Genomic DNA, 15,964 nt, shown 5'->3' with positions numbered 1-15,964 from the left:
CCGACAAAGATCAAGGAACGTCGTCCGATCGTTTCCGACATGTGTCCTCAGCGCGATATCCGCGCGAACGCACTCGCGCAGTGCAAGGAGTCCCGAAGACCATGAACGAATCCAGACCCGCCGCGCGGCTCGCGGTCACCGCCGCAGCCATCGGGCTCAGCGCCCTCGCCGGCGCGGGCACCGCCACCGCGCACGTCCACGTGCAGCCGGAACAAGCCGAGCAAGGCGGCACCGCGAAGGTCACCTTCCGGGTGCCGAACGAACGACCGGACGCGGGCACCGTCCGCGTGCACGTGGCGCTGCCGCTGGAGCACCCGCTGAGTTCGGTGCGCACCCGCCCGCTGCCCGGCTGGACGGCGCAGGTGCAGAAGGTGCGGCTGGACCGGCCGGTCAACGTGGCGGGCGCCGAGGTCACCGAGGCCGTCTCCGGCATCACCTGGACCGCCCGGCCCGGCACCAGGATCGCCCCGGACCAGTTCGAGGAGTTCGAGGCGACCCTCGGCACCCTGCCCACCGACACCGGCGAGGTGTTGCTTCCCGCCGAGCAGACCTACGACAGCGGCGAAGTGGTGCGCTGGGACCAGTCGCAGGGACCGGACGGTTCCGAGCCCGAGCGCCCGGCCCCCAGCCTGCAACTGCTGCCCGCGACCGAGGAGCACTCCCACGGCGCACCCGCGGACAGCGCCGCACCGAGTTCCGGCGAGCCCGCGCCCGCATCGGACGACACCGCGCGCGTGCTCGGCGGCGCGGGCCTGCTCGTCGGCGCGCTCGGCCTCGGCGTGGGCATCGGTGCGCTGTTGCGCGGCCGGCGCGGGCGGGCCGACTCATGAGGCGGCTGCTGGCTACCGCGGCCCTGACCTGCACCGCACTGCTCGGCCTTGCCGGCCCGGCGGCCGCGCACAACACGCTGGTCGGAAGCGACCCGGCCGAGGGCGCACAGCTGACCACCGGCCCCGGCGAGGTGCGGCTGACCTTCGACCAGCCGGTGCGCGCGGGCGAGGGCTACAACACGGTCAACGTCGTCGGGCCGGACGGCAGCTACTGGACCGACGGCCAGGTGCGGGTGACCGGCAACTCGGTCAGCGCGCCGGTGCGCCCGCTCGGTCCGGCAGGTGTCTACACGGTCGGCTACCGGGTGCTGTCCAACGACGGACATCCGGTGCCCGGCAAGGTGTCGTTCACGCTCACCGAACCCGGCGGCGGCACCCCGGCCCCGCCACCGGCCGCCGCGGACGGGTCGCAGCAGCACTCCGGCGGCGCGATGCCGATCTGGCCGTGGATCGCGGGTGCGGTCGTGCTGGTCGTCGCCGGGCTGGTGCTGGCGCTGCGGCTGGGCAAGCCGACCGACGAGGGCTGATCCGCCGGGCTCCGACTGGCACGTTCGGCGGTATGACGCGGCGCAGCGCGAACTAGAGTCGAGCACTGCGCCGCGAACCGTGCGATCATCGGCGGCCCCGGCAGGCGCGCAGAGCTTCAGCCGCGCCGAATCGGACCCGATTCTTCCGCGATGCGAAAGTCCGTGCCCTGTCGCCGAACGGTCATTCGCGCTCGGTGAGTTGCTGGGCGGTCGGCATCTGCAGCGTCTCCAGCCGCCCCACGGCACCGCGCCCGCGCCGCGCGAGCTCACGCCGGCTGATCCGGCCATCGGCATAGATCCGGTAAGCGTGGCTGAGCATCACCAGCTCGGCCAGGTGATCCACGGCGCGCTGCCGCGCCTGCTCGCTCAGCCCGGGCACCAGCACGACCTCGGTGTCCACCACGTCGTCCAGCACTCGCGCGGAGTGCAGCGCCTTGCGGCCGCGCAGCGTCACCTTCCGGCCCATCCGCCGCAGCCATGCGGCCCTTCCGCTCGATCCGTCCACTCGGCCCCCAACAGCCGCCGACATCCACGTTTGACTACCACGCCAGGGTCACGTCTTTCACCAAGAATCACCGCACGAACAACCTGGGTCGACAAAGTTCGCCCGATCGTACGTATCAACTTCCTAGCGATACGGCTCCCACTGCACCGTGCGATCACCCTCGCGCATCGAACGCAGCCGGATCCGCAGCTGCTCCCGCACACCCGGATTGCTGCGCAGGATCGGCAGCACGCTGGCCGTGATCTTCAGCTCGCGCAGGTCGCGCAACACCTGGAAGCCCGGCCAAGCCGTCACGTCGAAGCCGTAGACCGCGGCCAGCTCCCGGTAGCGCTCCGGCGGTGCGCCGAGCCGCAACATGCCGACCGCCATCGGCGTGAGGTCCCACTCCGGCGGCCCAGCGCACAACGAGTCCAGATCGCACAGCAGCGGCCCCTCCGGACCTGCGATCAGGTTGCCGAGGTGCGCGTCGCCGTGCACCACCGAGCGGGCCAGCGGGAACTCCAGCCGTCCCAACCGCTCCTCGACGTCGTCGCAGTAGTGCTGCAGGAACGCGCAGTCGGCGGCGTCCAGCTCCTCCGCGTCCGCGATGCGCCTGCGCACGTCTTCCATCGGGCGCCATTCGGGCAACGTGGACGGCACCGGCAGCGCGTGCACCTGCCGCAGCAACCCGCCCAGGTCGCTACCGCCCGGCGCCGGGCCGACCTCCGGCACCGCCTGCCACAGCGTCGCCAGATGCCCTCCCGCGCGCACCGGCTGCGCAACTCCCGGCAGCAGCCGCACCGCGGGCACCTGGTGCTCGGCCAGCACGCGACCGGCCTCCACGACGTTGACCGCGCGGTAGGAGAACGACGGAGCCAGCACGATCCGCACGATCACCGGATGCTCCCGCAGCAGGAACACCCCGTTGTTGACGAACCGCACCAGCTTCGCCCCGCGCGGGTCCAACCCCGCGGCGGCGCAGATCTCCGCCAGCGCCATCGCCAGCTTCGGCCGGGTGTAGCGGCCTTCCGCGGCACGGGTGCGCGACGTCATCGAGAACCCATCGGAGTGCGGCCGCGCACCGCCGCCGCAGCGGCCTGCTTCCGGGGCGGCGGCCCCGCGCTCACCGGACTCACGTCTCGCGGAACCGGCGGATCTCTTCGGACAGGTCCCGGGCATCGGAGTTCATCCGGTGCTTGCCCGCCTCCACCTGCAGCGGCTTGATCCGGTCGGCGACCCGGGCCGACTTGACCCGCTCGCCGATCTGCAGCGCCTGCCGCCCGACCTTGATGCCCTGCTGCAGGTCGCCGGCCCGGATGTGGTTGGTGGCCTGCAAGCTCAGCCCGAACACGTGCGTGCGCTGCATGTCCGCGCCGTACGCCTCGTTGCACTTGATCGTCTCGGCCACCGCCAGCGGTGCGTAGCGGTCCGGGTCGAACACGGCCAGCGCGTCGTGCGCGGAGCCGATCATCCCGTGCAGGTCGTTCTCGTTGAAGAACCGCACCCAGTCCGGCGCCTCGGTGACGTTCGCGCGGGCGAACTCGTCCTTGGTGCGGCCGACCATCTTCTGCACCTGGTCGGGCTTGTTCAACATGCCGTAGGCCCAGGCCTCGTTCGCGCACAGCACCGCGACGGTCAGCGCCGAACCGGACTCCTGCGCGGCGATCTGGCCGAGCTGGAACAGCTTCAGCGCCTCGTTCGGCTCCTGGTAGTGCAGGTAGACGCGGCCCATCCGGTACAACACGCTGGCCACCAGGCTGTCGTCCTCGGCCTGCTTGGCGAACTCCAGCGCCTTGCCGAAGTGCCCGCGCGCCGGATCCAGCAGCCCGGTGTCGAACGAAGTCCACCCGGCGAGGCTGTGCATGTCCGCCAGCGACACGTAGAGCTTCTGCTTGACCTGGTCGGATGCGTTCGCATCCAGCAGCTGCTGCGCCCAGGAAAGCTGGGCGACCACGGCGTCCCGGCAGGTGCCGCCGCCGTAGCGGTAGTCCAGGTCGCGTAACGCCTTGGTCGCCGCCTGGATCTGCTGCACGTCGGTCATGCCGATGCGCCCCGGGGCCGGCGTCTGCACATTGCTCGGCACCCAGGTGCTCTCCTCGGCACCGAAGACCGCTGCCCCCATGGTCACCGCCGCGGCGTGGGACAGGAATTTCCGACGCTTCACCGACTCGTCCTCCTCAGCCTGGGGGTCGCTGGAGTTCGCGACCCTCATCGCCGTCGCCCCGTCATAGGCGAGGCCCATGTACCCCCTCGGTATTCCGAGCCCGTCGGCGATGCGGGCCAGCACGTCATAGGCCATGACCTGGCGACCCTTGAGGATCTCGGACACCTCGGACTGCGACTGGCCCGTCGATGCGGCGATCTGGCGCTGCGAAACGCCGACCCGGCGCAGTTGCCGGTAGATCTCGCTGACGTTCCGGGCCGCCAACGCGTCCCGCATCCTTCGCTCGTTCCACACGTCGGGTGTAACGAGCGAGCCGTTCGAACCGATGGTGTTCATTTAGACCCCTCACGCTCTGCACGGGCGTCGATCGCAGAGTAAGGGCACTTCGACAAAGCGGTGAAGTGCGATTCGGCAAAGGTGATCGGCCGAGGTGAACTCCGCCGACCGTTCGTCGTCGCGGTCGGGCCGGTCGTCGCCTACCCGCTACCGCCCGCGGCCGACCCGTTCCAATCTAGTCATCGGTAAGCAACCGAGTACGGAGAGGAACCCGATCGGCAGTGGACGGCATCAAGGAGTCGGACCCGCGGTCCGGCGCGGAGCCCACCGGCAGCGTCCCGGTGCCCGCGCAGGCCGGACCGGAGTCCGGAACCGCCGGCCGCCGCCGTTGGTGGCGGGTGCTGTGCCGCGACGTGCTGCACATCCGCCGCTACCTCACCGTGCTGGTCAACCGGGACAGGGTGGTTCTCGTCGGACCGCCCGGCCGCACCGTGGTGCTGTCGACCGACGGAGTCGGCGAGTTGAGCAACGCACTGCGGAAGGCCGCTGAGCAGGCGAGAGAGTGACGGTGACGTTTCGGTGGACGAGGTATTGGGTCAGGTGCTGCGCAACGCGGTGTGGGAGCGGCTCGACGTGCTGAGCGAGCTGGCGAACCGCGCGGACGCCCCGTCCCTGCTGTCCGTGGCGCGTTCCGAGCTCCCTCGGCTGACCGAGGGGTGGCGAACGCTGCTGGCCGCTCACGACACCGACGACAAGGGCAACTGCACGGAGTGCTCGACCCGATGGCGCCCCCGCAGCGCACCGTGCTCGGTGTGGCGCTCGGCCTACGAGCACCTGGTCGCCGGTGCCCTCGCACCCCGTCCCGCCAGGCACCAGCGCCCGGCGCACGAGCTGCGCCCGGCCGCGCCGGTGCCCTAGGCCGGCGGCCTCGGCGCGGTCCGGTCAGCACCACTCCCTCCCCGAACCGGATCGCCGCCGAGCAACCGCCTGGTGGCCGGCGCACTCCGCCGTGCTCCCCCGACCACGGCGTGGTCGCCGGCCACCACGTAGGAAAAACTCCACAGTGGACATCCCAGTCTTCCGCGGGCCGGTGCTGAGCAACTCCCCTCCCCCGACCGGTACCGGTTCGCGGATTCCAACGGCTCCGGTCCCCTATCCCCGAAGGGGACCGGAGTGGACGAGGGGCCCCGGCGTCCGTTTCCCCGGATGGGCGCCGGGGCCTTTCTATTTCGCACGACCACGCGCTACTTGCGCCTTAGCCGCGCCCGGGCGACCAGTTCGGGATCGAGCCGCACCTCCCCGCGCCCGGGAACGGTGCACCCGGCGGGCACCGCGAACCACGGTTGGCGCGGCCCGAGCAGCGCGGAGTAGACCGGCACGAATCCCTGGTCCTGCAAGGAAACCGCGAAGTCCGCACCCACCGTTCCGCGCGCATCCACCGCCCCCGTCCCCTGCCACGGCAACAGGCCGGAACCGCCGAGGTAGGTGAACCCGCACCGCCCGCGGCGCGCGGCGCTGACGGTGAGGCGGATCCGGTTCGGGAACATCTCCTCGTACCCGAGCTCCTCGTCGACCCGCAGCGTGGCCAGGTAGCGGATCACGATGTGCCAGGCTCGGCGCAGGACGTCCGCGCGCGCCTGCCGCACCGCGGGCGGCACCGCGCTGCCCGCGAGGTCGTAGACGTCCGAATACACCAGCCGCGCCCAGGTGCCGCGCCGCATCCCGGAGGGCACCGGCAGCGGCACCGAGTACACCAGCGACATCAGCATTTCCCGGAACAACACCAGCGCGGGCGCCACCGAATCGTCCACTTCGGACGCTCGCGCGTGCGCGCTGTCCAAGGTGCGCAGCGGGTCGTCGGTGATGTCCAGGCCCCGCAACGCCTCGGTGAGCAGCCGCCGGTAGCGGGCGGCGCGGACCGCGCGTTCGGCGGTCAGGTCGCCGCCGATCCTGCGTGCCGCGGCCGCGTCCACCTCTTCGATCGCGCAAGCCTCGGCGATGCCTGCCAGTTCGGCGTACTCCCGCAGCTTCCGGACGTAGGCACCCGTGATCGACGCCGGCCGCGGCCGGAAGTGCCTGCCGTCGGTGAGGATGCGGAACCGCAGCCCCGGCGGGTGCACAGCGCTCGCCGCCCGGTGCATCTCCCGCAGCCGCAGCAGCGAGCCCAGCTCGGCGAGGTCCGGCAGCGGCCCGGAGGCCTTCAGCCCGTTCAGGTGCTGCTTGACCGGGAAGCCCAGCAGCACCACGTCGATCGGCTGGTCGCCGCGCACGAACGGTTCGGCGTCGCGGCGCAGGTCGGCCACCTGGTAGTTCGCGCGCGCCCCCTTGCGGAACTGCTTGCGGGTGAGCACGTGGTGCAGCGCCCGCAAGGTGCGTTCCACCCGCTGCTCCTGCGTTCCGGGTTCGTCGAGCGCGAAGGTGCTGCGCGCGCTGCTCGCGAGGCGGTCGGCGGCGCGGTCGGCGTCGGCACGCACCGACCGGACCAGCTCCAGCGATTCCGCGTGGTCCAGCCGGACGGCCCAGTCCTGCGCGGACCGGTTCGCCCGCAGTTCGCCGATCTGCAGTTCCTCCAGCGAGTGCGTGTGCGACAACCGGGGACCGGGCGCGGGCGCGCGCGGCGTCGTCTCGAACGTCGCGATCGCGCGCTGCGCGTGCGGCTGTTCGCGTTCGGCCACCAGTCCGGGGACTTGCACGCGGATGGTCAACGCGGAGGGGAACGCCTCGCCCAGCGCGATCCGGCCTTCCCGCTGGTCGCCGAACACCGCGACCACGTCGAGCTCGCGCAGTTCCGGTAGTGCCTCGGCCTTCCCGTCCGGCATGCACAGCAGCGGAGCGGTCGGCACGCCCGCGGCCGCCAGCACCGCGTCGGTGTGCTCGCGCAACTGCTCGTCGCGTCCGGTGCAGAACACGACCTGGCCGCCCGCGTCGCGCACGTCCCACGCGAACCGGGCAAGGCCCGCGTTGACCACGTCGGTGCGCAGCAGTTCCCGGGGTCGGGCTAGAGCGCGGGAGAACTCGGTGTGCACCGCTGGCCAGTCCACCGCCGGATACTGCGCGCCGAGCCCGCTGAGCTCGACGAACCGCTGCCAGGTGGCTTCGGCGCAGGTCGGCAGCACCGGCAGCGAGTCCGGGCCGGCGAGCTCCGGTATGCCCTCCGGTGCGCCCGGCCGCGGCCCGGCGATCGCGCGAGTGGCTTCGACGGTGCGGCGCAACGGCACGATGCCGCACAGGTCCAGGTCGATCACCACCGCGGGCTGGGGCAACGAGCGGTCCCACCGCCGTTTCCGGGTGCGCTCCTGCACCTGGTGCAGCACGTGCCGGAGCAGTTCGTCCTGTTCGGACTCGACGGTGTGCGCGAACGGCCGCAACTGCGCAACCGACCCGAGCAGCCGCGCGGTGCGCGGCTGCAGGTATCGGAACTCCTCGGTGAGCACCCGTTCGATCCCCGCGCGCGCGGATTCCGCGGCGAACGGCCGGTATCCGATGCGGTCGAAAGCGGCGCCGAGTTCGTCGAGCGCACCGCGCAACGACCGCGCACCGCGCGCGACGGCGACCGGGTGGGCGTCCGCGACCACGCCGGTGGCCACGACTCGGCCGGTGACCGCGAGTTCCGGTGAGAGCTCGAAGGCGGGTCGCGCGTCCTCGCCCGCGAACAGCACCGCGCGGTGCTGCTCCAGTGCGATGCGGAAAGCGCGCACCGCCGGGCGCACGAAGCGCTCGAGGAAGAACCCGAACTCGTGCTCGCGGTGCTCGAACCGGTTGTCCACCAGCAGCTTCAGCAACGCCGGAGCACCGTCCGGGCCAGGTTCGACCAGCGCGCGCGACCCGGCCGCGATGGTTCCGCCGGGGTGCTCCGGGTGTTGCGGACTCGGCTCCGCGTGCTCCGCGCGAGCGGCGAGCACCGCGCAGTGCATCCGCAGCACCGGATCCGTGCGCACCACTGCCGCGAAACCGTCCGCTGCTGGAAGATCCGGCGCCGGCCCGGGGAGTTGCCTGCTCAGCCGCCGGAGCCAACGCGGATCGTGCCGGGTGCGCCTGGACCGGCAGCGGACCAGCGCGCGAAACAGGTCGGCCCAGGCGGGTTCGGCGCCCAGCGGCACTCCCCGGCCGCGGGAACCGACCAGCCGGAGCTCACCCGCGGACCAGCGGACGCGCTCGGTGTAGCCGCCTGCTTGCAACATCGCGTCCGCTTCCGAAGCGCACAACGGCGCCCAAAGGCCGCGGCGGGACTGCTCCGGTGTTGTTCGCGGTGTCGGGACCGGCCGGGAGACCGGCGTTCGCGCGGTCACCGGGCGAACTGGTGGTGCGCGGGGACGCCCCCGGTGACGGGGCGGCAAGTGCCCGCGGCGAGTTCTCTGGACGGTGGGGACGGGTGGACCTGCCGGACGGCGGCGTTCCCCGGGGTGCAGGGCATTCGGGAACGGGGAGAACGGGGCGCGACGCCGCAGTAGCTCACGATCACCTTTCCGTCACAGCTCGGGACGTTCCGCCTCACACCAGTTGGCGACCCGGGAGGCTTCGCCTCACGCTAGATAGTGACTATGTGCGCCAGCAACGTGACCGAATGCATACGCCACGCAGTAACTCCAACCCATCCAGGGTGACCTGCGACACTATGTCGGTAATTGCCTGACGCGGGCACAGGTGTTCCACCGAGCGGGACGCGGCCGCGCGAAGCCACCCCTTCGGTCGACACCGGCCCCGGCATGTCCCCGCCCCGCCGCACCGGCGCGAGCGGCACACTGCACGTGATCGGCCGAATCTGGACGCACCAGTCAGACCGACCGCCTGCCCAGCCGCCACGGCAGCGTCCGGCCATCCGCGCACGCCGCTTCACCAGCTGCGCGGCCGCCGGCCGGCCGCACCTGGCGGTGCTGGAACCGCCCGGGAGCTGAAGAGATCCAGCGAGCCGGACGGGTCCCGGTTGCTGGGAAGATGTGAAAGCGCCACTCGTGGCCGCCAGGATGCCGAGCACGCGGGGTCCGGGCCGGCCACCGGGACCCTCCGCAGCGGGATCGTCAGCACCGCCGACGTCCAGCCCGCGACGGTCCGCACATGTGATCAAGGAGTCGCCTTGCCCGCCGAAGTCGCCCCCCTCCGCCGCAGGCCCGTACAGCAGCGCAGCACCCAGCGGGTGGAGAAGATGCTGGAGTCCTGCGCCGAGCTCATCGACGAGCTCGGCTACGAGGGGGTGACCACCACGCTGATCGCGGAACGCGCCGGTGTCGCGGTCGGCTCGCTGTACCAGTTCTTCCCGGACAAGCGGGCGGTCGTGCAGGAGTTGACGCAGCGCAACCTGGACCGCTTCGTCGCCGCGATCTCCGAGCGGTTCACCACCGCCGACCTGCAGCACTGGTGGGACGCGGTGGACACGGTGATCGACGTCTACATCACCATGCACCGCGACGTCCCGGCGTTCAGCCGGCTGCACTTCGGCGACGTGGTGGATCTGCGGCTGCTGGACGACACCCAGGACAACAACGCGGTGATCGCGGAGAAGCTGACCGAGCTGCTGGCCAGGGAATTCGACTTGGAAGGCTCGCAGCTGCAACTTCCGCTGTCGGTCGCGGTGGAGGCCGCGGACGCGGTGCTCAACCTCGCGTTCCGCCGCGACGCCGCCGGGGACGCCGAGCTGGTCAGCGAGGCGAAGGAGCTGGTGCGCGGCTACCTGGCCAACCGGTTGCCGCCGGGTCAGCCGAACGACATGCCCTCGCCGCGGTAGGTCGGCGCGCTGCGCAGCAGCGTGCCGCCCTCGACGAGGTGGTAGTGCGTGAACCGTTCGGCGAGCTCGCCCGCCTTGGCGTGCCGCAGCCACACCCGATCACCGAGCCGCAACCCGCGCGCGCCCGCCCCGGCGACCGGGGTCTGCACCTCACCGGCGCCTTCGGCCGCTGTCAGGCGCAGCCCGGGCGGCAGGTGCACGCTCGGCGCCCGGCTCGGCCCGGTCGGTCCGGAGGCGATGTAGCCGCCGCCGAACAGCGTCGCGAATCGGCCGGCGGGCTTGCGCACCACCGGCAGCGCGTACAGCACGGCGGGCTGCGGCCGGAACGTGCTGTAGGCGTCGAACAAGGTCGGGCCGATGAGCCCGGAGCCCGCGGCGAGTTCGGTGACCGCCCGCTCGGTGCCGGTGATCTCCAGGCTGCCGGTTCCGCCGCCGTTGACGAATTCCAGCGGCGCGACGCCGCGCACCGCGGCCACCGCTTCGCCGCGGCGTTCCGCCAGTTCCGCGGCGGACCGGCGGCGCATCCAGCGCAGCACCCGGCCTGCCAGCGGACGACCGGGTGGGGCGTCGCCGAGCCCGGCGATCTGGCCTTCGTAGGCCATCATCCCCACCAGCCGGAAACCGTTGCGGCGTTCGACGTGCTCGGCGAGCCGCCGCGCTGCGCGGACTCCGTGCACCGGGGAGCGCCGCGTTCCCACGTGCGCGCCGGGCAGCGGCCGCCACGAAGCGTCCAGTTCCAGGCAGATCCGCAGGTCCGGACGGCGCGAGCCGGTCACGGCATCGACGTGGTCGAGGTGGTCGGCGGAATCGACCATGATCGTGATCGCGGCAGCCGCGGCCGGATCGGCGGCGAGCTCGCGCAACGCTCGGCGGTCGGTGGTGGGGTAGGCGACGAGGATGTCGTTGCTGGTGCCCACCCGGTGCAGCCAGAGCGCCTCGGACAGGCTGTAAGCCATCAACCCCGCGTATCCGGGTTCGGCCAGCGCCAGCTCGAGCAGTTCGCGGCAGCGCACGGACTTCGTCGCGATCCGGATCGGGGTGCCGTGCGCCCGGCGGGCCAGATCGCGGGCGTTGCGCCGGAAGGCTTCGAGGTCGGCGACGGCGAACGGCGGGTCGAGTTCGCCGGTCGCCCGGTCCAGGTCGGCAGCGCGGGCCGATGCTGCGGTGCGGTTGCTCGCCACCTGACACACCGTAAGCGAAGGGGGTTGTTAAGTGAATCTCTTTCACATAATTTCTGGCTCAGCGCGGCTCGATCCGCGCGAGCGAGGAGGACGCGGATGTCCCGAACGACCCCGGGCTGGCAGAACTGGGCGCGCACGGTCAGCCGCGACCCGGCCGCGACCGCCCGGCCGCGCGATCCCGAGCACGCCGCGGAACTGCTGATCGCCTCCGCGCGCGGCGGGCGCACCGTCCGGCCGCTGGGCAGCGGGCACTCGTTCACCGGCGTCGGCGCGCCCGCAGACGGCGCGCTCGCGCTCGACCTGAGCCAGTGGAGCGGCATCGAGCACGCCTGCCCACCGCACGTCACCGTTCTCGCAGGCACACCGCTGCACCGGCTCAACAGGGAACTGGCCGAACTCGGACTCGCGCTGCCGAACCTCGGCGACATCGACCGGCAGACCGTCGCAGGCGCGATCTGCACCGGCACCCACGGCACCGGAGCCGCGCTCGGCGGGCTGGCCACCCAGGTGGCCGGACTCGAACTGCTGCTCGCCGACGGGACGCTGCGCCGCTGCTCGGCCACCGAGAACCCCGAGCTGTTCGCCGCCGCCCGCGTCGGCCTGGGCGCGCTGGGTGTGCTGACCAAGGTGACCTTGCGCTGCGTACCCGCGTTCGACCTGGAAGCCGATGAGCGCCCGGAACCGCTGGACGACGTGCTGGCGCGGTTCGACGAGCTGGCCGATGGCAACGACCACTTCGAGTTCTACTGGTTCCCGCACAGCCGCCGGACGCTGGTCAAGCGCAACAACCGGTTGCCCGCCGGTCGGCACCCCGAGCCGCTGGGACGGGTGCGCGAGTTCTTCGAGTACGAGCTGATGGAGAACCGGGCCTTCGGCGCGGTGTGCCACCTCGGCCGCGCGTGGCCCGGCCTGGTCCGGCCGCTCAACCGGTTCTGCGCCGCGACCTGGTCGGCCCGGCACTACAGCGACGTCGCGCGGAAGGTGTTCGTCACCCGGCGCCGGGTGCGCTTCGTCGAGTCGGAGTACGCGATCCCGCGCGCCGAGCTGCCCGGCGTGCTCACCGCCCTGCGCACCGCCGCCGACCGGCTCGCCGACCCCGTGATGTTCCCGGTCGAAGTGCGGGTCGCCGCTGCCGACGACATCTGGCTGTCCACCGCGCACCAGCGGGAAACGGCTTATGTGGCGGTGCACCAGTTCGCCGGGATGCCGCACCGCGCCTGGTTCGACGCCTTCTGGTCCATAGTGGACTCGGTGGGCGGGCGGCCGCACTGGGGCAAGCTGCACCGGCTGGACGCGGCCGCGTTGCAGCAGCGCTATCCGCGCTTCGACGACTTCCGCCGACTGCGGACCGAACTCGACCCGGGCGGCCTGTTCGCGAATCCCTACCTGGCCCGGGTCCTCGGCCCGGGGTGAGCGAACCGCGCCATTCGCGCGGCCCGCTCACCCGAGCTTCAGGAAACGACCGCGCGAACCGCCTCCGCGACGGGAGTCGCACCGCTGATCAAGGTGAGCGCGTGGCCGGTCGACTTCGGCTCGTCCAGCAGCGCGACCAGCACCGCGGCCACGTCCGAGCGCGGAATCTCCGCCCGCTGCAGCTCCGTGGTCAGCAACACCTGCCCGGTGGGCTGATCATCGGTGAGGATGCCGGGACGCAAGATCGTCCAATCCAGGTCCCGCTCGCGCAGATCCTGCTCCGCGGCGCGCTTGGCATCCAGGTACGCGCCGAACACCTCACCCACGTCCGGCGGGTTCGGATTCGCCGTACCGATTGCGCTGACCTGCACGAACCGCCGCACGCCCGCCTGCTCGCAGGCGCGCGCCAGCAGCGCGGAAGCGCCGCGGTCGACGGTTTCCTTGCGGGCCACGCCGCTGCCCGGACCGGCGCCCGCGGCGAACACGGCGGCATCAGCGCCTTCGAGGTGACCGGCCAGCGTGTCCGCATCGGCCGATTCCAAGTCGAGCACCACCGGTTCCGCGCCGTCCGCGCGCAGGTCGTCGGCGTGCTCCGGATTGCGGATCAACCCGGTCACCGCGTCACCCCGGTCGGCCAGCCGACGCGTCAGGTGTCGGGCGATCTTTCCATGTCCTCCGGCTACCACGACTCGCATGACCAGCACCCTATGACCGCACCGCGGCAGCGCGCACAGATCGGGCTCGGCTGCGGCTGCGTCAGCTGCGCGAAGGCGCCGGCGCCTCGGCGCAGAGCAGTTGCTGGTAGACGACCTCGTTGACCCAGCGGGAAACGGCCGTGTGCTCGATCGGCGGCGCGTCCGCGAACGACCTGCCCGGCAGCTGGACCTGCACGTTCTCCGAGTCCGCGCTGAGCACCGCCACGCCGAACTGCCGAGCCCGGATCAGGCAGGTGGACATGAAGTCGCTGGCGTCGGTGACGCTCTTGGGCACCACGATCGCGGTGCTGGTGAACCGGGCGAACGGCACCGCGGCCGTCAGCGCGGTCCGCCAGTGCCGCGCCGGGGCGAGCATCCCCGCCAGGTGCGCTCCGGGCGGCGGTACCCGCCCGTCCATCTCCGGCCACACCCAGGTGGCTATCTCGGCCCGGTCCAGCACCGGCTCGCTGCCGAAGCACAGCCGCTCGGCGTGCGCGTCCGGGACCAGCTCGGCCACCGGGACGACGTGCCTGCCCAGCATCTTGACCGGCGGCAGCACACTGCCCGCCCAGCCGAGCGCGTCCGCGGCCAGCGTCGAGAGCTTGCCGATGGAGGCCGGTAATTCGAGCGGCGACCGCACCTGGGCCGAGCAGACCCGGACCTCGTTGTCGACCGTGGTACGTCCCGGCATTCCGGTCACGGCTCCCCGCCTCCCTCGATGCGCTGACCGTCCGCGAAAAAGCGCTTGCGCACCCGGCGGATGTGCATCCCGGCCGGGCAGTTCGACTAAAACAGGTCCCGGCCGTTTCCTCTGCGCCGTCGCGGTGTTCCTGCGACCGGCGGCGCTGGGCGGTCGGTGACCGGTCGGTGAGCGGTTGGCCGACTTCAGCCCGGCGGTGCGGCCAATCAGGTGACGCACGGAAGGGGCGTCAGCCTTCCTGCGCCGATCGCCGGTCAGCCCACTCCGGAGTGCGCCCCAGCCTGTTCCAGCAGCCGCCTGCGAATCGCCTCCGCCGCCGGCAGCAACGGCTTGACCAGCTTGGAAGGCTCGGCGCGCACGCTGCGTGCGACGAGCCCGAGCGCGGCGATCACGGCCCCGTCCCCGGCCCGCAGCGGCACCGCCACCGAACAATTACCGAGCGTCATCTCCTCGGACGTTTGCGCGAACCCCCGGCTGCGCACCGCGTGCAGCTCACGGCCCAACCGCCCGGGCTCGGTGATCGTGTACGGGGTGTGCCGGGCAAGTCCGTGCTCGCAGTACTCGTGCACGACGACGGCCGGCGCGTGGGCCAGCAGCACCTTGCCGACTCCGGTGCTGTGCAACGGCAACCTGCCACCCGTCCGAGAAACGATCGACACCGATCGAGGGGCGGTCAGCTTCTCCACGTACACGGCATCCCAGCGATCGCGCACCGCGAGGTGCACGTTTTCCCGCGTCGTCTCGCACAGCTCCTGCATGAACGGCAGCGCGGCGTCGCGCAGGCTCGTGTTCAGCGGCGCGAGCATCCCGATCTCCCACAGCCGCAGGCCGATCGCGTAGCGCCCGTCGGCGTCGCGCTGCAGCGCGCCCCAAAGCTCCAGCTCACCGACCAGCCGGTGCGCCGTGGCCAGCGGGATTCCCGCGCGCCGCGCGATCGCGGTCAGCGTCAGCCGGCTGTGCTCGAGGTCGAACGCGGTCAGCACGCTCAACGCGCGAGCCGTCACCGACCGCCCGGCATCCCGGCTGTTGCCCGCCATCGAACCTCCCGCGGCGAAACCACCGGACGGCGTCACCCGATCAACTCCGCCCGCGCAAGGTCCAGCCCAGCACAGTCCCCGCCCCCGGCCAAGACCCGGATTCCGACGCGGGCACCGGGTTTCCCGGCGAGTTCACGGCCGGACGGCGAGATGCCCGGTGAGCAACCGGTCGAAGTCCGCGGCGCGTTCGACGTTGGCGAGGTGCGCGGCGTGCGGCAGTACTTCCAGGCGGGCGTTGTCGCCGATGCCGTCCGCGATCGCGGCGCCGTGCTCCGGCGGCGTCGCCGGATCGTCCGCGCCGGAGATCACCAGCGTCGGCGCGCTGATCGCGGGCAGGTCCGCGCGCAGGTCGGCGTGCGCGATCACCTCGCAGCACAGCGCGTACGCCTCGTCGTCGGTGCCCGCGATCATCGCCGCGTAATCGGCGGTCTCCACGCTGTGGTGCTCGCGGAAGTACGGCGTGAACCAGCGCTCGATGGTCGGCGAGACCAGCTCGTTGGTGCCGTGCTCGCGCGCAGCACGCGCGCGGTCCAGCTCGGTCTCCCGCCCGTCCAGCCAGGCCGACGTGCAGCACACCGTCAGCGTGCCGATCCGGTCCGGGGCGTGCGCGGCCAGCCACAACCCGATCATGCCGCCGAGCGAGGAACCCGCGAACGACGCGGACCGGATTTCCAGGTGGTCCAGCAGCACGAGCACGTCCTCGGCCAAGTCCTCCAGCAGGTAGGGGCCGGGCGGCGCCTGCGAAAAGCCGTGACCGCGCTGGTCGTAGCGCACCACGCGGTGGTGCTCGGTGAGGGCAGGGAGTTGCGATCCCCACATCTCGCGGGTGCCTCCCAGCGCGTTCGACAGGACCAGCGCGGGACCGTCCGCCGGGCCTTCGACCTCGGCGTGCAGACCCAGTTCTTCCCAACTGCGCAAACCGGCTCCTTTCTCCG

Annotated in this window: 15 protein-coding genes; 6 read left to right on the top strand and 9 right to left on the bottom strand. The window is 72.0% G+C overall.

The genetic code is table 11. The features are described from left to right. Window positions 1-101 precede the first annotated feature (101 nt). Both INP57_RS00845 and INP57_RS00840 read left to right on the top strand, forming a co-directional pair. A complete protein-coding gene (locus INP57_RS00845) occupies window positions 102-830 on the top strand; it encodes a YcnI family copper-binding membrane protein (protein ID WP_200068070.1) in 729 nt (242 codons plus the stop codon). After that, complete coding sequence (locus tag INP57_RS00840) at window positions 827-1,357, top strand: copper resistance CopC family protein (protein ID WP_200068069.1); 531 nt, start codon at window positions 827-829, stop codon at window positions 1,355-1,357. The genes INP57_RS00845 and INP57_RS00840 overlap by 4 nt, the downstream gene beginning before the upstream one ends. A gap of 181 nt (window positions 1,358-1,538) precedes the next feature. Here the strand turns inward: INP57_RS00840 and INP57_RS00835 are convergent, their stop codons facing one another. The 3 genes from INP57_RS00835 to INP57_RS00825 form a co-directional block, all read right to left on the bottom strand. Beyond that, entirely contained in the window at window positions 1,539-1,823 is a 285-nt protein-coding gene (locus tag INP57_RS00835) for a hypothetical protein (protein WP_200068068.1), read from the bottom strand. A gap of 162 nt (window positions 1,824-1,985) precedes the next feature. Continuing rightward, window positions 1,986-2,894, bottom strand: coding sequence for a phosphotransferase family protein (locus INP57_RS00830; protein WP_200068067.1), 909 nt, complete (start codon window positions 2,892-2,894; stop codon window positions 1,986-1,988). Between the two features lie 79 nt (window positions 2,895-2,973). Then, the gene (locus INP57_RS00825; RefSeq protein ID WP_200068066.1) at window positions 2,974-4,341 is read right to left on the bottom strand and encodes an NsdA family TPR-like regulatory protein; all 1,368 of its coding nucleotides are present in this window, start codon (window positions 4,339-4,341) and stop codon (window positions 2,974-2,976) included. 221 nt (window positions 4,342-4,562) lie between these two features. Between INP57_RS00825 and INP57_RS00820 the strand changes: the two genes are divergently transcribed. Further along, window positions 4,563-4,847 (top strand): hypothetical protein, encoded by a 285-nt coding sequence (locus INP57_RS00820; RefSeq protein WP_233626543.1) that lies wholly within the window; start codon window positions 4,563-4,565, stop codon window positions 4,845-4,847. A 13-nt stretch (window positions 4,848-4,860) separates the two neighbouring features. After that, the gene (locus tag INP57_RS00815; protein ID WP_200068065.1) at window positions 4,861-5,199 is read left to right on the top strand and encodes a hypothetical protein; all 339 of its coding nucleotides are present in this window, start codon (window positions 4,861-4,863) and stop codon (window positions 5,197-5,199) included. Window positions 5,200-5,525: 326 nt separating this feature from the next. On the opposite strand, the gene INP57_RS00810 is transcribed toward INP57_RS00815, so the two are convergent. Next, window positions 5,526-8,462 carry an L-tyrosine/L-tryptophan isonitrile synthase family protein gene (locus INP57_RS00810; RefSeq protein ID WP_200068064.1) on the bottom strand — a complete coding sequence of 979 codons (2,937 nt, stop codon included), beginning with the start codon at window positions 8,460-8,462 and terminating at the stop codon, window positions 5,526-5,528. Between the two features lie 962 nt (window positions 8,463-9,424). Between INP57_RS00810 and INP57_RS00805 the strand changes: the two genes are divergently transcribed. Continuing rightward, window positions 9,425-10,003, top strand: coding sequence for a TetR/AcrR family transcriptional regulator (locus tag INP57_RS00805; RefSeq protein WP_200068639.1), 579 nt, complete (start codon window positions 9,425-9,427; stop codon window positions 10,001-10,003). Here INP57_RS00805 and INP57_RS00800 read toward each other — a convergent pair. Then, window positions 9,973-11,184: an amino acid deaminase/aldolase gene (locus INP57_RS00800; protein WP_200068063.1), complete on the bottom strand. Its 1,212-nt coding sequence runs from the start codon at window positions 11,182-11,184 to the stop codon at window positions 9,973-9,975. The two genes, INP57_RS00805 and INP57_RS00800, sit on opposite strands and share 31 nt — an antisense overlap. Before the next feature lie 96 nt (window positions 11,185-11,280). Between INP57_RS00800 and INP57_RS00795 the strand changes: the two genes are divergently transcribed. After that, entirely contained in the window at window positions 11,281-12,597 is a 1,317-nt protein-coding gene (locus INP57_RS00795) for a D-arabinono-1,4-lactone oxidase (RefSeq protein WP_200068062.1), read from the top strand. A gap of 38 nt (window positions 12,598-12,635) precedes the next feature. On the opposite strand, the gene INP57_RS00790 is transcribed toward INP57_RS00795, so the two are convergent. From INP57_RS00790 to pcaD, 4 genes are all read right to left on the bottom strand, one after another. Next, a complete protein-coding gene (locus INP57_RS00790; protein ID WP_200068061.1) occupies window positions 12,636-13,292 on the bottom strand; it encodes an SDR family oxidoreductase in 657 nt (218 codons plus the stop codon). A gap of 61 nt (window positions 13,293-13,353) precedes the next feature. Next, window positions 13,354-13,983 carry a hypothetical protein gene (locus tag INP57_RS00785; protein WP_233626540.1) on the bottom strand — a complete coding sequence of 210 codons (630 nt, stop codon included), beginning with the start codon at window positions 13,981-13,983 and terminating at the stop codon, window positions 13,354-13,356. 263 nt (window positions 13,984-14,246) lie between these two features. Continuing rightward, window positions 14,247-15,029, bottom strand: a complete 783-nt coding sequence (locus tag INP57_RS00780; protein WP_200068059.1) for an IclR family transcriptional regulator — start codon at window positions 15,027-15,029, stop codon at window positions 14,247-14,249. A 132-nt stretch (window positions 15,030-15,161) separates the two neighbouring features. Then, a complete protein-coding gene (pcaD, locus tag INP57_RS00775; protein WP_233626539.1) occupies window positions 15,162-15,947 on the bottom strand; it encodes a 3-oxoadipate enol-lactonase in 786 nt (261 codons plus the stop codon). Window positions 15,948-15,964: the final 17 nt, after the last annotated feature.

It is taken from the genome of Saccharopolyspora galaxeae (assembly GCF_016526145.1).
In the GTDB taxonomy this organism is placed as follows: Bacteria; Actinomycetota; Actinomycetes; order Mycobacteriales; family Pseudonocardiaceae; genus Saccharopolyspora_C; species Saccharopolyspora_C galaxeae.
The sequence above is the reverse complement of the archived record's forward strand: the minus strand, read 5'-3'. Positions and strand labels throughout refer to the sequence as shown.

What these genes read in the sequence shown, in the direction of transcription:
- INP57_RS00845 (WP_200068070.1), top strand. Translation starts at nt 102, where the DNA reads ATGAACGAATCCAGACCCGCCGCGCGGCTCGCGGTCACCGCCGCAGCC.
- INP57_RS00840 (WP_200068069.1), top strand. Translation starts at nt 827, where the DNA reads ATGAGGCGGCTGCTGGCTACCGCGGCCCTGACCTGCACCGCACTGCTC.
- INP57_RS00835 (WP_200068068.1), bottom strand. Translation starts at nt 1,823, where the DNA reads ATGGGCCGGAAGGTGACGCTGCGCGGCCGCAAGGCGCTGCACTCCGCG.
- INP57_RS00830 (WP_200068067.1), bottom strand. Translation starts at nt 2,894, where the DNA reads ATGACGTCGCGCACCCGTGCCGCGGAAGGCCGCTACACCCGGCCGAAG.
- INP57_RS00825 (WP_200068066.1), bottom strand. Translation starts at nt 4,341, where the DNA reads ATGAACACCATCGGTTCGAACGGCTCGCTCGTTACACCCGACGTGTGG.
- INP57_RS00810 (WP_200068064.1), bottom strand. Translation starts at nt 8,462, where the DNA reads ATGTTGCAAGCAGGCGGCTACACCGAGCGCGTCCGCTGGTCCGCGGGT.
- INP57_RS00805 (WP_200068639.1), top strand. Translation starts at nt 9,425, where the DNA reads ATGCTGGAGTCCTGCGCCGAGCTCATCGACGAGCTCGGCTACGAGGGG.
- INP57_RS00795 (WP_200068062.1), top strand. Translation starts at nt 11,281, where the DNA reads ATGTCCCGAACGACCCCGGGCTGGCAGAACTGGGCGCGCACGGTCAGC.
- INP57_RS00790 (WP_200068061.1), bottom strand. Translation starts at nt 13,292, where the DNA reads ATGCGAGTCGTGGTAGCCGGAGGACATGGAAAGATCGCCCGACACCTG.
- INP57_RS00785 (WP_233626540.1), bottom strand. Translation starts at nt 13,983, where the DNA reads ATGCCGGGACGTACCACGGTCGACAACGAGGTCCGGGTCTGCTCGGCC.
- INP57_RS00780 (WP_200068059.1), bottom strand. Translation starts at nt 15,029, where the DNA reads ATGGCGGGCAACAGCCGGGATGCCGGGCGGTCGGTGACGGCTCGCGCG.